Annotated in this window: 14 protein-coding genes; 5 read left to right on the forward strand and 9 right to left on the reverse strand. The window is 61.9% G+C overall.

The window, feature by feature from the left end; all coding sequences use genetic code 11:
• Positions 1-23: 23 nt before the first annotated feature.
• The 7 genes from hfq to dusB all read right to left on the reverse strand — a co-directional run bounded on the left by hfq (position 24) and on the right by dusB (position 8,978).
• The gene (hfq, locus tag HYPMC_RS09515; protein WP_013947693.1) at positions 24-272 is read right to left on the reverse strand and encodes an RNA chaperone Hfq; all 249 of its coding nucleotides are present in this window, start codon (positions 270-272) and stop codon (positions 24-26) included.
• A 182-nt stretch (positions 273-454) separates the two neighbouring features.
• The gene (locus tag HYPMC_RS09520; RefSeq protein WP_013947695.1) at positions 455-1,318 is read right to left on the reverse strand and encodes a D-amino-acid transaminase; all 864 of its coding nucleotides are present in this window, start codon (positions 1,316-1,318) and stop codon (positions 455-457) included.
• 11 nt (positions 1,319-1,329) lie between these two features.
• A complete protein-coding gene (locus HYPMC_RS09525; protein ID WP_013947696.1) occupies positions 1,330-2,730 on the reverse strand; it encodes a sigma-54 dependent transcriptional regulator in 1,401 nt (466 codons plus the stop codon).
• Positions 2,731-2,763: 33 nt separating this feature from the next.
• Positions 2,764-5,130, reverse strand: coding sequence for a PAS domain-containing sensor histidine kinase (locus tag HYPMC_RS09530; RefSeq protein WP_024275873.1), 2,367 nt, complete (start codon positions 5,128-5,130; stop codon positions 2,764-2,766).
• Positions 5,131-5,380: 250 nt separating this feature from the next.
• Positions 5,381-6,826, reverse strand: a complete 1,446-nt coding sequence (gene ntrC / locus HYPMC_RS09535) for a nitrogen regulation protein NR(I) (protein ID WP_013947698.1) — start codon at positions 6,824-6,826, stop codon at positions 5,381-5,383.
• Positions 6,826-7,995 carry a nitrogen regulation protein NR(II) gene (locus HYPMC_RS09540; RefSeq protein WP_013947699.1) on the reverse strand — a complete coding sequence of 390 codons (1,170 nt, stop codon included), beginning with the start codon at positions 7,993-7,995 and terminating at the stop codon, positions 6,826-6,828. The genes ntrC and HYPMC_RS09540 overlap by 1 nt, the downstream gene beginning before the upstream one ends.
• Positions 7,992-8,978 (reverse strand): tRNA dihydrouridine synthase DusB, encoded by a 987-nt coding sequence (gene dusB, locus HYPMC_RS09545; RefSeq protein WP_013947700.1) that lies wholly within the window; start codon positions 8,976-8,978, stop codon positions 7,992-7,994. Before dusB ends, HYPMC_RS09540 begins: the two co-directional genes overlap by 4 nt.
• A gap of 288 nt (positions 8,979-9,266) precedes the next feature.
• Here dusB and HYPMC_RS09550 point away from each other — a divergent pair, with 288 nt between their 5' ends.
• The 5 genes from HYPMC_RS09550 (at position 9,267) to HYPMC_RS09570 (ending at position 13,193) form a co-directional block, all read left to right on the forward strand.
• Positions 9,267-10,451: a bifunctional 2-C-methyl-D-erythritol 4-phosphate cytidylyltransferase/2-C-methyl-D-erythritol 2,4-cyclodiphosphate synthase gene (locus HYPMC_RS09550; RefSeq protein ID WP_024275874.1), complete on the forward strand. Its 1,185-nt coding sequence runs from the start codon at positions 9,267-9,269 to the stop codon at positions 10,449-10,451.
• Complete coding sequence (locus HYPMC_RS09555; RefSeq protein ID WP_013947702.1) at positions 10,448-11,068, forward strand: cation transporter; 621 nt, start codon at positions 10,448-10,450, stop codon at positions 11,066-11,068. Before HYPMC_RS09550 ends, HYPMC_RS09555 begins: the two co-directional genes overlap by 4 nt.
• Positions 11,069-11,252: 184 nt before the next feature.
• Entirely contained in the window at positions 11,253-11,738 is a 486-nt protein-coding gene (locus HYPMC_RS09560; protein ID WP_024275875.1) for a MarR family winged helix-turn-helix transcriptional regulator, read from the forward strand.
• 106 nt (positions 11,739-11,844) lie between these two features.
• Positions 11,845-12,336 carry a CinA family protein gene (locus HYPMC_RS09565; RefSeq protein WP_013947704.1) on the forward strand — a complete coding sequence of 164 codons (492 nt, stop codon included), beginning with the start codon at positions 11,845-11,847 and terminating at the stop codon, positions 12,334-12,336.
• A complete protein-coding gene (locus HYPMC_RS09570) occupies positions 12,333-13,193 on the forward strand; it encodes a pentapeptide repeat-containing protein (RefSeq protein ID WP_013947705.1) in 861 nt (286 codons plus the stop codon). Before HYPMC_RS09565 ends, HYPMC_RS09570 begins: the two co-directional genes overlap by 4 nt.
• On the opposite strand, the gene HYPMC_RS09575 is transcribed toward HYPMC_RS09570, so the two are convergent.
• Entirely contained in the window at positions 13,190-13,654 is a 465-nt protein-coding gene (locus HYPMC_RS09575; protein ID WP_041299988.1) for a type II toxin-antitoxin system RatA family toxin, read from the reverse strand. The two genes, HYPMC_RS09570 and HYPMC_RS09575, sit on opposite strands and share 4 nt — an antisense overlap.
• Before the next feature lie 97 nt (positions 13,655-13,751).
• Entirely contained in the window at positions 13,752-14,006 is a 255-nt protein-coding gene (locus HYPMC_RS09580) for a GlsB/YeaQ/YmgE family stress response membrane protein (protein ID WP_013947707.1), read from the reverse strand.
• Between the last annotated feature and the right edge of the window lie 64 nt (positions 14,007-14,070).

The raw sequence follows: 14,070 nt of genomic DNA on the forward strand, positions 1-14,070 counted from the left end.
TTCGCCGTTTTCAGGGCGCGCGATCAACCGGCTCCGCTCTCATCCTGATCGTTGAGATTGACCGGACCGCCCGGCATGATCGTCGAGATCGCGTGCTTGTAGACAAGCTGGGAATGGCCGTCGCGACGGAGCAGGACGCAGAAATTGTCGAACCAGCTCACGATGCCTTGGAGTTTCACGCCATTGATGAGGAAGATCGTCAGAGGCGTTTTATTTTTGCGGACATAATTTAAAAAAGTGTCCTGCAGGTTCTGAGGTTTTTCGGCCGCCATTGTTGTTGTCCGTTTTTATCTCGACGTCTTGCTAGGCGTCTTGTCTGAAACGTGGGGCACTGTCACGTTTGGAAAGCAACGAAGCGCCGCAACGGTTTCGATTTTCACCGGGGGTGCGATGACGATCGAAGCGACGGCACTCTACATCCATTGATGCTTCGCACAATGCGGCAACGTTCGCACTACCCCTCTGAAATTTCAGCAACATGATGAAATCTCAAGCGTAGCTGGCGCGCCAGTGGGCCTGGACGGCCGTCGGCTACTGGACTGCCGTCAATATTGACCACCGGCATGACGATATTCGTAGCGGACGTCACAAACGCTTCCCGGGCGCGCAAGGCTTCCTCTTTCCCGAAGGTGCGTTCTTCGATTTTCAATCCCTCAGCCTTGGCGACGTCCATGACGGTAGCGCGGGTGACGCCGGGCAGAATATGGGGGCCGAGCGGGCGCGTAATCAGCGCTCCATCAGACGATACGATCCAGGCGTTGCTCGATGCGCCCTCTGTCACATTCCCATCGGCATCGACGAACCAGGCTTCTTTGGCCCCATTTCTGCGCGCCTCATCCTTGGCGAGCACCGCAGGAAGTAGCATCACGGTCTTGATATCGCAGCGGCCCCAGCGATTGTCTGGAATGGTTTTAACGGCGATCCCCGTCTTGGCGAGTTCGGCCGACCAGCCCTTGCGTTGGGCGCGCGCCAGAATGACGAGGGTCGGGACGGTTCCCTCTGGCGGCAGGGCAAAATCCCTCGGGCCGGCGCCGCGTGTCACCTGCATATAGACGATGCCGTCGCGGATGCGGTTACGGCTGATCACCTGTCTGATCACCTGCATCAGTGCCGCGTCAGACATTGGCGGTGCGATGCGAAGCTCCCGCAGGGACCGGGCCAGCCGGGCGAGATGGCGGGTTGCATCAACCAGATGGCCATCGAGCACCTCGATGACCTCATAGATGGAATCGGCAAATTGAAAGCCGCGGTCCTCGGCGTGGACTGCGGCTTCCGCATAGCGCTCGTAGGCGCCATTGACGTAGACGATGCGGGTCAAGCGCGCGGCTCCTAGGAGGCGGAACGCAGATCGCCGCTCCGCTGCTCGGACGAGACGCCCAGCGCCCGAAGCTTGCGGTGAAGTGCCGAACGCTCCATGCCGACGAACTCCGCAGTGCGGGAAATATTCCCACCGAAGCGGTTGATCTGCGCCAGCAGGTATTCGCGCTCGAAGATTTCACGAGCTTCGCGCAACGGCAGCGACATCAGATGCTCGGCCCCGCCGTTGACGGGCAGCGGCACGTTCGAACCGATTTCTTCAGGCAGCATGTCGGCCGTGATCGCCGCGCCCGCTTCGCCGCCTGCAAGGATCAACAGGCGCTCGACGTTATTGCGCAACTCGCGGACGTTGCCCGGCCAGTCGTGCGCCTGCAGCACCGCGATAGCGTCTTCGCCGATACGGCGCGGCGCGAGGCCCGATGTCTGCGCGACCTGCCCGATGAAGTACTGGATCAGTTCGGGAATATCTTCCCGGCGCTCGGCGAGGCTCGGCACGCGAAGCGTCACGACGTTGAGACGATGATAGAGATCTTCGCGGAAGCGGCCTTCGCGAATGTCCTGCTCCAAATCGCGCGAGGTCGACGAGATGATGCGGACATCGACCGACACCTTCTGCGAGCCGCCAAGACGCAGGAACTTCTGCTCGACGAGAACGCGCAGGATCTTGCCCTGCGTTTCCATCGGCATGTCGGCGACTTCGTCGATGTAGAGCGTGCCGGTGTGGGCTTCTTCGAGCGCGCCGACCTTGCGTGGCCCACCGGTGCGGTCCTCGGTTCCAAACAGCTCCTCCTCGACGCGATCTGGCACCATGGCGGCTGCATTCAGCACGACGAACGGGCCGTCGGCGCGGAGCGACTTCTGGTGCAGCACGCGGGCCGCGAGTTCCTTGCCGGAACCCGACGCGCCGCGCAGCATGATGCGGCTGTTGGTCGGCCCGGCCTTGTCGATGTTGTTCTTGAGCTGATTGATCGCGGGCGACTTGCCGATCATCTCGGCCGAGACGACCGAGCGCTCTTTCAGCTCTTTCACTTCGCGCTTCAACTGCGAGGCCTCGAGAGCGCGCAAAGCCACAAGCACGAGGCGGTCGGACTTGAACGGCTTCTCGATGTAGTCGTAAGCGCCGCGCTTGATCGCGGTCACGGCCGTTTCGATGTTGCCGTGTCCGGAGATGATGACGACGGGAAGATCGGGATACGTCCGCTTCATCACCGTCAGAACCTCGAGGCCGTCAAGGCGGCTGCCCTGCAGCCAGATGTCGAGGATGACCAGATGCGGCTTGCGGTCTTCGATGGCGCGCAGGGCCTCGTCACTGTCTCGCGCAAGGCGTGTGCGATGGCCCTCGTCCTGCAGGATGCCCGCGACCAGATCCCGGATATCGGCCTCGTCATCGACGATCAAAATATCAGCTGACATTGCTGCGCTCCTGGGGGGTTAAAGCGTTTCATATCATGCTCCGCCAACGGCATGTGCTGGAGAGCGCATGGGCTCGGCTGAAGTCACTTCAGAAGGTTTGGTTTTCAGAGGCAATGTTAGACGGACCAAGGCGCCGCGCGTGCGCGTCTCGGTCAAGGGTGCATCCTCAAGTGCTAGCGTGCCGCCGTGCTGTTCGACGACCTTTTGCACGATTGCGAGACCGAGGCCAGTCCCCTTCGCACGCGTCGTAACATACGGTTCGAGAAGCTTGGCGCGGTTTTGCTTCGGCAGGCCGATGCCGTTGTCGATAACCTCGATCGCGACACGATCCGCCGACGGAACAAGCCGGACCTCAATGTGGCCTTTGTAGTCGGGCGGCCGCCCTTGCGCTTCGCCATAGGATTCGATGGCTTCAGCGCCGTTCTTGATCAAATTCGTAACGGCTTGCGAGATAAGCCGCAGATCGAAGTGAGCACGGATGGGTTGATTGGGGATTTCGAGCTTGAAGTCGATATCCTTGTTGCCTTCGCGGAAGAGCACGGCGGGCTCCTGCACGGCGAGGCGCAAATCCTGGTCGGCCATGACGGGTTGCGGCATGCGCGCGAACGACGCGAACTCGTCGACCATGCTTTTGATCTGACCGGTCTGGCGTTCGATCGTCTGCGTCAGCGTTTCGAACAGGTCGCGGTTGTCGTCGATCTGCGTCCCGAACTTGCGGCGCAGGCGTTCGGCTGCAAGTTGTATCGGCGTGAGCGGGTTTTTGATCTCGTGCGCGATGCGCCGCGCGACATCGGCCCACGCACTCGTCCGCTGTGCCTGCACAAGCTCGGAGATATCATCGAACGTCACGACAGAGCCGACGTCGCCCTCATCCTCTTCCCGCTCGTGGGTAATGCGGACGGCGAACGTGCGCTCCTCATCGCCGATCTGTTTCTTGATTTCGTGCTGACCTTTATTTTTCAACCCTTGCTCATCGACAGGAGCGAGGACGGGTGCGAATTCGGGAACGACGTCGGTCAGAAGCTTGCCGACGGCTTCGACACTTTGCGTTCCGAGCAGGCGCTCGGCGGCGCGGCTCAGAAGTGTGATGCGATCGTTGCTATCGAGGCCGATGACTCCGGCTGAAACGCCCGACAGCACCGCCTGGATGAAATTCCGCCGCTCGGTGAGCTGCGCGTTGGTCGTGACGAGCGCGTCCTGCTGGGTTTTCAACTCTCGCGTCATCAGGTTGAAGGTGTGCGAGAGACGGCGAAGGTCCCCCTCCCCGCGCTTCTCAGGCAGCTCGATTTCGAGATTGCCGCGCGAGACCTCTTGGGCGCCGGCGATCAGCCGACGGATCGGGGCGACGAAACGGCCTGCGAACCACATGCCGACCCAGATGGCCGCCAGAAGCGACGTCAACGAGATCATGAAATAGATCAGCCCGTGGGCGACTTTGAGACCGCTCTTGGCCTGGCGCAGGCGGGAATATTCGTAGACGTTCTGCTCGGTACTTTTGAGATGCTGGATCACCTTCGGGCTGACACCGCGGGCGACGTAAAGATAGCGGCCGGGCATCGAGTCGATCTTGGCGATGGCCGAGATCCGATAATCGCTCGACGGCCGCGAGAGTGCCACCTGCCCGGCTTCCGCCTGCTGGATGGCCGATGGCGGCGGCACGACGTACGGCAGCTTCGGATCGTCGAGCGCGAGCACGATCGGCACGCCGTCGGAATCGATGATGTAGGCCGACGTCAGATCGCGCAGGCCGGCCTGACCGATAAGGAATTTCTGGAAGGCGTCGGGGTCGTCCTTGAGGGTTGCGGCCTCTCCGTTGATGTCACGGACCATGTTGACGATGTCGGTCCGGATGATCTGGCTGTGCTCGTCGACGTAGGCGCGGGCAACGTCATAAGAGTTTTCGACGATGGCGCTGGTGCGGCCCGAGAACCAGCCGTCGAGCGAGCGAGAGAACGTCGTCGTTGCGGCGACGGCAAGCAGCACCGCGGGCAATGCGGCGATCAAACTGAAGAGCGCCACGATGCGGGTGTGCAGGCGGGCGCCGGGTATCCTCTGCTTCCACGCGCGCCGGAGGCCCAGAGCCTGCCACGCGATGGTGCCGAACATCGTCAGGATCAGAACGGCGTTGATGGCGAGCGCACCCCAGACGTATTCGTTGCGGGGAGCAATCGCCGTCAGCCCGGTCAAAATCATGTAGCTGACGAGCGCGGACGTCAGCGACAGCAGGACGACGCCCAATCCAAACCAAAACGCACGGTCGGATGGATTGAGTGGGGTCGTCCCCTCATCCATGAGCGCAGCCATAGCCTCTCGGTCGCCCATAGCGTCAGGATCGCGCACGGCATCGCGATCGCCGCGAGCGATCGTGTCAGCTTTGCCATTGCTGTTGCCGGCGCTCATCAAATTACGACCAAGTCTGCTATCGCTATGAATTCGTTTTCTAATTTTCGTTCGATAGAATTCGTGCGCGACGTTGCCTAACGCTGTGCGTCGCCTGCTGGCGCGCATGGAGCGGCGATCCCGCATCACGTCGGGAGAAACAACAACGTAACTGTGACATTTTCGCGACGGGTGTGGCGCAGTTCAAGCGCCAAATTTTCCGTTACCGGCTGCCTGTGGATAACTTCGACGCCGTTTCCGGCCGAGGACGTCAGCCCTCGACCGTGCGGAATACCCTGATGTTGAGGTCGCGAATGCGGGCGCGGAGCGTGTTCCGGTTGAGCCCAAGAAGCTCGGCCGCCCGGATCTGATTGCCGCGCGTCGCCGCCAGCGCGGCACTTAGCAGCGGCTTCTCGACGTCGCGGATGACGCGGTCGTAGAGGCCCGGCGGCGGCAGGTCGTTGCCGAAGGACGAGAAGTAGCGCGACAGGTAGCGCTCGACCGCCTCGCCGAGGTCGCCGCTCTCGGGCTGCCCACCGATGGGCGGCGCAACGGCAGAGCCTGCAAGCTCCTGCTCGACGATCTGTGCTGTCAGCGTGTCCTGCGTGTAGAGCGCGACGAGACGACGGACGACGTTCTCAAGCTCTCGAACGTTACCCGGCCAAGGATGCGCCTTCAGGCGTTCGATGGCCGCGCTCTCGATCGATTTCTGGCCGAGGCCCTCGCGTGCGGCCTGACGCAGGAAGTGGCGGACAAGATCGCCGACGTCTTCAAGGCGCTCACGCAGCGGCGGCAGGCGGATCGGCACTACGTTCAGGCGATAGAACAAGTCTTCGCGGAAGAGGCCCTGCTGGATCTGCGTTTTGAGATCGCGGTGGGTCGCGGCTATGATGCGGACGTTGGTCTTGATCGGCGTGCGGCCGCCGACCGTCGTATATTCGCCCTGCTGCAGAACACGCAGCAGACGCGTCTGAGCTTCGAGCGGCATGTCACCGATCTCGTCAAGGAAGAGCGTGCCGCCTTCCGCCTGCTCGAAGCGGCCGGGCGTGCGCGTCTGGGCTCCGGTGAAGGCGCCCTTCTCGTGGCCGAACAGCTCGCTCTCGATCAATTCGCGCGGGATGGCGGCCATGTTGATCGCAACGAACGGACCGTGCCGGCGCTTGCCGTAATCGTGCAGCACGCGGGCGACGAGTTCCTTGCCCGTCCCGCTCTCGCCGTTGATCATGACGGTCAGATCGCTCTGCGTCAGGCGGGCGAGAACGCGGTAGATGTCTTGCATCGGCAGCGAACGGCCGATCAGCGGCAGCTCGTCGGATTCGCGCTCGGTCGCCGTCGCCTGGCGTTTGCGGCCCGGTTCCGATAGCGCCCGTGAGACGACGGCCACGACCTCGTTGAGATCGAACGGCTTGGGCAGATATTCGAATGCCCCCTTCTCCGCCGCAGTCAGCGCCGTCATCAGCGTGTTTTGCGCGCTCATGACGATGATGGGCAGATCCGGACGCAACTTTTTCATGCGCGGGATCAGGTCGAACGCATTTTCATCGGGCATCACGACGTCGGTGATGACAACATCGCCCTCGCCCTGACTCACCCAACGCCAGAGCGTCGCCGCATTCCCGGTTGCACGGGGGGCGAAGCCGGCGCGCGCCAGTGCTTGGTTCAACACCGTGCGAATGGCGGTATCGTCGTCGGCGATCAGTATGGTGCCTCTGGCCATCAAGTCTCTCTCGTGGTCGGCACGGCCGCGGGACGTGTGCGCTGCATCGGAAGCAGCACGCGGAATACCGTGCGTTTTGGTTCGCTTTCACATTCGATGATGCCGCCGTGATCGGCGATGATCTTCGCGACAAGGGCGAGGCCCAGTCCGCTGCCGGATGCCTTCGTCGTGACGAACGGATCGAAGAGATGCGGCTTCAGGTGCTCAGCGATGCCGCAGCCGTTGTCTTCGATCTGGATCATCAACGGCAGGCTGACGCGCGTATCGGAGCCCGGAAGCGACAGTCTTACGCCCGGACGAAACGCCGTCGTCAAGATGATGCGACCGCCATCTGTCTTTTCACCAATAGCCTCGGCGGCGTTCTTCAGAAGATTGAGGAAGACCTGAACGAGCTTGTCGCGATTGCCAAGAACAAAGGGCAGCGACGGATCGTAGTCTTCGACATAACGGACGTTGCGGCCGAAGCCATGCTCGGCGATGCGGCGCACATGGTTGAGGACGTCATGGATGTTGACGGCATCCTTGCTGATTGGACGCTCGTCTCCGAACACTTCCATGCGATCGACGAGATTGCGAATGCGATCGGTCTCGGAACAGATGAGCTGCGTCAAAGCGCGGTCCTCATCGGACAGTCCCGGCTCCAGCAGCTGCGCCGCGCCGCGAATGCCGGACAGCGGGTTCTTGATCTCGTGCGCCAGCACGCCGGCCATGCCGGAAACGGAGCGGGCCGCGGCGCGATGCGTCAACTGTCGCTCGATCATTTGCGCCATCGAGCGCTGCTGCAGCATGAGGAACATGTTGCGCGGCTCTTCAGGGAGCGGACCGCCGTAGATGTCTACGAGCTTGGCGCCCGAGAAGCGCGGGGTCGCGACTTCGATACCGTATTCGTTCACAGTTGCGCCGGTCGCCTGCACCTGCTCGATGAGGCCCAGCAGCGGACAGCCGAACGCGACGATCTCCGAAATTCGGCTGCGCGTGAGCGTCGTCGCGCTCATCGAGAAGAAGGATTCCGCTGCCGAGTTCGCAAACACGATCGACTGATCGTTGGCGATAACGAGGATCGGGTGCGGAAGCGCACTCAAGAGATCTTCGCAATCGACGATCGGTCCTGGTGGTGGCGCCGCGGAGGCGCGTTCGGATTGGCGTATCGACGCCGACTTGCTGCTCATGCCGCGAGAGACTCCGTACCAGAGTAAAAGGATTTAAGACCATCAATCACGCGCTGCGGTTCAAGCATCACACAAAGCTTTCCCCGCCAGGATTTGACGACTGCGTCGCTGGCCCCACTCGACGCCAGATACCAACCGATGTGCTTGCGCGCGTTGCGCAGGCCCAGCTCCCTGCCGTAATGACCGAGCATCATTTCGAAATGCTCGATCGCAATGTCGCGCTGTTCGTCAAGCGCCGGGTCGCCAGGGTCACGGCCCGATGCGAGAGACTTGGCGATCCGTCCTGGCATCCACGGCGCGCCGTAAGCGCCGCGTCCGACCATCACACCCTTTGCGCCGGAAGCTTCCAGTGCCGCGCGAGCGTGGTCGGGCGAGAGAATGTCGCCATTGACCAGGACGGGAAGCGAGGTGGCGTCGACGACGGCGCGCACCGCGCGCCAATCGGCAGCGCCGGTGAAGAACTGGCAGCGCGTGCGTCCGTGCACGGTGATGAGCTTGATGCCTTCGGCCTCGGCGCGGCGCGCAAGCTCGCCAGCGTTGCGGGTCTTGTCGTCCCAGCCGAGACGCATTTTCAGCGTCACCGGCACCTTGACGGCATTGACGACGGAACGAATGAGCGACTGGGCATGATCGAGATTGCGCATCAGCGCGGAGCCGGACAGCTTGCCTGTCACTTCGCGTGCTGGGCAGCCCATGTTGATGTCGATCACGTGGGCGCCTTTGCCTTCGGCGATCTTCGCGCCTTCGGCCATCCAGTGTTCCTCGCGCCCGGCGAGCTGAATGACGAACGGCGTTAAATCACGACCTTCCACCCGCCGCAGCACGTCGCGGCGCGCCTTCGCCAGTTCCTCGCTCGCGACCATTTCAGATACGACGAGCGTCGCTCCAAGACGGTGAGCAAGGCGGCGAAACGGTAGGTCTGTTACTCCGGACATGGGCGCCAGCACTGCGGGTGGCGCGCCGTTTACGATGTTTTCCAGCATACGGTCCTAGAGAGACGGCCCCATCGACTGCCTATTCATTGAGCAGAACGATCGTCTGCCGTGAGTTTGGGCAGACTAGGCAAGGAGGAATGATTTCGCAAGGGCGAACAATACATTTACAATTTGCCCATTTGACGCGGTCTCACCCTGTTCGGCTATGAAATTGGGCATAGCACGCCCGCCGTCAACGTCGCGGTTGCAAGGCGAGTGTTGCGAAAGTGCTCGCCAACAGGCAGGGAGTTGCAGCCTGACTTTCGGGCAGCATCCTGTTCTTGGGGGAGGTTTGTGTTGCGCATCGCCGCTTTAATCGTCGCGGCCGGACGGGGAACGCGCGCCGCCAGCCAAGGCGCGGGTCCGAAACAATATGCTCAGATTGGCGGCAAATCCGTCCTCGAACGGGCGATCGCCATCTTCGCGGGCCACGCCGAGATCGACGAGGTCAAAGTCGTCATTCACGCGGATGACGGTGAGTTGTATCGGCTTGCGACCTCTGCCGGCGGTGGGACGAAGCTTTCCGAACCCGCGATGGGCGGCGCCACGCGGCAGGCTTCGGTCCTTCGGGGTCTTGAAGCCCTCGCCTCCTCATCGCCGCCCGACCTCGTTCTGATCCACGACGCGGCGCGGCCGTTCGTTTCGGCTAAGACGATTTCGAAGGTTATTGCCGCACTCGGCGGACGGCCAGGAGCGCTGGCAGCTCTTCCCGTCACCGATACGCTGAAGCGCGCGGCCGACGGTATCGTGACCGACACAATCGCGCGCGATGGTCTCTGGCGGGCACAGACGCCGCAGGGATTTCACTTTACACCGATCCTGAACGCGCACCGCAAAGCGGCCGAGCAAGGCATCGACACATTCACCGACGACGCGGCAATTGCGGAATGGGCCGGGCTCGACGTAGCTATCGTCGAAGACTTAAGCAGCAACATCAAAATCACGACAGCAGAGGATCTCGACGTGGCGGACCGGCAATTGACGAGCGCATTGGAACCGCGGATCGGGAGCGGCTTTGACGTGCATCGCTTTTGCGAGGGCGATCACGTCTGGCTCGGCGGCATCAAGATCCCGCATACACACAAGCTCGAAGGCCATTCGGACGCCGACGTCGTATTGCACGCATTGACCGACGCTTTGCTCGGCGCCATCGGCGACGGCGATATCGGTCAGCACTTCCCACCGTCCGATCCGAAGTGGAAAGGCGCGGCATCGAAGCTCTTTCTTGAAGACGCTGTTCGACGTGTGCGCGATCTTGGCGGCCGGGTAGGCAATGTCGATATTACGGTGCTCGCCGAAGCGCCGCGCGTCGGTCCGCATCGCCCGGCCATGCAAGAGCTGATCGGTGGCGTGCTCGGACTTCCCGCACATCGCGTCGGCATCAAAGCGACGACGACGGAGCAGATGGGCTTCACCGGACGACGCGAAGGCATCGCCGCCATGGCGACTGCGATGGTCTTCTTACCCGCGGAGACAACATGAGCGACAAGCCGCAGCAGTCTTCATCAGACATCGCGACGAACACTGCGCTGCGGTTGACGGTCCGAAACGTGGCCGTCTTGAACCTCACCTATTTCGGTATCGAGTTTGCGGTAGCGCTGGCGATCGGCTCGGTCGCGTTGTTTGCCGACAGCGTCGATTTTCTCGAAGACGGCGCAATCAACCTGCTAATCCTTGCCGGGCTCGGGTTCACGATAGCGCAACGGGCCAAGCTCGGAATGGTGCTGGCTGTCATTATCCTGGTGCCGGGCCTCGCGACGCTCTGGACAGCGTGGCAGAATTTTTCAAGCGGCCTGGTGCCGGAGGCTATATCGATCACGGTCACCGGCATCGGCGCGCTCATCGTCAACTCAATATGCGCATGGATGCTGGCGCCGTTCCGGGCCGCGGGCGGCAGTCTGACGCGCGCAGCGTTCCTGTCGGCGCGCAACGACGTGGCGGCCAACATTGCGATTATTGCGGCGGGTCTGCTGACGAGCATCACACACTCGCACTGGCCCGATCTGATCGTCGGCCTCGGCATCGCCGCGATCAATGCTGGTGCAGCGCACGAAGTCTATGAAGCGGCTCGCGAAGAGCACGCGCAGTCACGCTCCTGACAGCGGTAGATATCCACAAGCGCAGGTGCGTCGAGTTGCAGCTGCGCGCATGGGCAACACCACAGCCGCAGATGCTGCTTTGCAACGGCTTTCGCCATTGACCCTCAAGGCAGAATCGCGGCATCAAATGAACACGTGGTTGTATTGCCACGATCCACACGAGAGTGCCCATACGGGAGCCGATATGAACATCATGCCCCAAAATCTCGACCGCCAGCACGTCGACGCAGCCATCAGCACTATTGCCGAGGCTCAAGCCGAGATGTGCTTAGCGACCCGTGTTCGTCAGCTCTCGCGTATCGTCACGAGGGTCTACGATGATGCCTTGCGCCCACTTGGCATCACCGCAAGCCAATACACGCTGCTTGCCCAGCTCGCGTCTCGTGACGGCATCACCGCCGTCGAGATCGGCCACGAACTCGACATCGAGAAGTCGACACTGTCCCGCAACTTGAAGCGCCTGCTCGCGCTTGGCCACATCGTCATGGATCCGCCCGCCGGACGACGGGGACGCGGTCTGCACCTTACGCCCAAAGGTCAGGCTGTTCTGAAGGATGCCTATCCGATCTGGCAGGATGCCCAGAAGCGTACTGTCGGTGCCATGGGGACTGACAGCAGGTCTGTACTCGACAGTCTGCTTTCGCATGCCGAGGTACTCGCGGCGGCCTGATCAGCTGGGCCGTTTGCACATTCTCCTCTCTCTAGTTAGCCTTTAGGGGGGCGCTTCATCGGAAGCGCTCCCTATTTTCTTTTTGGAATAAGCGACGAGGCCTCCAGTGTTCCCGGCAGACGTCCTCACCAACGCCAAGCATCTCATCGACATCCTTCGCGATCAGAATCGAACGCTGACGACGGCCGAGAGCTGCACGGGCGGGCTCGTGGCTGCGGCCATCACCGCCGTTCCCGGCTCCTCCGATGTCTTCTACGGCGGGTTCGTGACCTATTCGAACGACGCCAAGGAACACATGATCGGCGTCGATGCTGAACTCATCAAGCATCACGGCGCGGTCAGCGAGGCCGTCGCACACGCGATGGCAGAGTGCGCGGTCAGCACGACCGGCGCCGATCTCGCGGTTTCGATTACGGGCATCGCCGGTCCCGGTGGAGGAAGCCCGCACAAGCCGGTCGGGCTGGTTTACATCGCCATCGCGTCGGTATTTGATGCTCCACGCGTGGAACGGCACATGTTCGGCGAAGCCGGCCGCGACGAAGTACGCTTAGCCAGCCTCAGGGCGGCATTGAGACTGCTCGAAGAGGCGGCCAAATGAGCGAATGTCTGGGTTTGCGCAACCGATCCATCGGCGCGATCGCCGTGGCTATGTTCGGTGCCCTGCTCGGAACTACCTCAGTCTTCTCGCCGGTTTGGGCGGCCGATCTTTCGGCACGGGATATTTCGATCCTGCTGTTCCGCGCCGCGCCCGGTAGCCACCCAGCGCTCAACAACCGCAATCTGATGCGGCTCGATCTCGCATCGCTCGATTTCAAGAAAGCCGATCTTCGGCAGGCCAATCTGTTCGGCACGGACCTGACCGGCGCCAATCTCTCCGGTGTCGATCTGAGCGGCGCGCGGCTCGACCGGGCAGTCATCATCAGCGCGCGCTTCGACGGCGCCACTCTCGATGATGCGTCCCTCATGCGGCCGGCGACGACGTCAACGCTCGTGCCTATTCCGCGGGAGGCGCCGAGCCTGAAGGGCGCTTCGCTCAAACGCGTGAAGTTCTTTGGCGATTTTTCCGGGTCCGATTTTTCCGGCGCCGATCTGACGGATTCGGTCTGCGCGCCGATCAACAGGACCGGTTTCATCGAACATCTCTGGCGCTCGGTTTTCGTCAGCGCGAATCTCTCTGGCGCAATCCTGACGCGAGCCAACATGGACCGCTCTCAGTTGAGCTTCGCCGTGCTCAAAGGTGCGATCCTGCACGCTACCCAGTTGCGAGGAGCCGATCTTTCCGGCGCCGATCTCAGCGGCGCCGACCTCTCCGGAGCGGACCTGACGGACGCGGACCTGACCGATGCCAACATCACCGGCGCCGATCTGTCCGGCACACGGCTTCACGGCGCAATCGGGCTCGAAAGCCTCAAGGGGCTGTCGCTCGCCAGAAACTCGGACAAGATCATTCGCTAGATGCGATCTTCGGCTGCGTTGCCGTAGATCTTGGCGGCCCGTTCCTCGAAGGCCTGCGTGAAGCGGCGGAATGCCTGATCGAACATCGAGCCCATCAGCACGCCGAGCAGCTTCGAGCGGAACTCGTAATCGATGAAGAAATCGACCGCCGAGCCCGTTGCGTCGTCGATAAAGCGCCAGCGATTGTCGAGGTGCTTGAAGGGACCGTCGAGATAGCTGACGTCGATGCGCAGCTCTGCCGGGTTGGTTACGACGCGCGTGGTAAAGTTCTCGGCGATGGATTTATAGCCGACGCTCATGCGCGCCGTCAGTTCCTCCCCTTCCCCTTGCGGGCGGCGTGAGAGGACGGTCAAGCCGGTGCAGAGCGGCAGAAATTCCGGATATTTCTCGATGTCGGCGACGAGCGCATACATTTGCGCGGCCGAGAAGCGTGCGTGGCGCTGGGATGAAAAAGACGGCATGGCGGCGCTTATGGCACACGATCAGATAAGATGAAAATGCGCATGACGTCATAGCTGCGCGAGGCGCTTCCCGCCCGGTCACAGCAGTGGCGATCACTTAAGCGATCAGCCGGGCCAGAAGGACGACGATGATGGCGCCAATGGCCGCAGTAATGATCTCAGTGACGAGGGCGTTGCCGATGCCGAGATTGATACCGAGCGCCTTGAACAGATATCCGCCGACGAACGCGCCAATGATGCCGGTGATCAAATATCGGATCAGGCCATCACCGCCGACCACGAGCGAGGCCAAGAAGCCGGCAACGATGCCGATCAGGGCGAAGACGATCAAATCGCGGGTTTGGCTGTCCATCCGGCTCTCCGACGACATTTCCAGTGCCAGCAAGCGATCATCAACTGACCGGCTTGCGACGTGG

The sequence above is a fragment of the Hyphomicrobium sp. MC1 genome, from assembly GCF_000253295.1.
GTDB lineage: Bacteria > Pseudomonadota > Alphaproteobacteria > Rhizobiales > Hyphomicrobiaceae > Hyphomicrobium_B.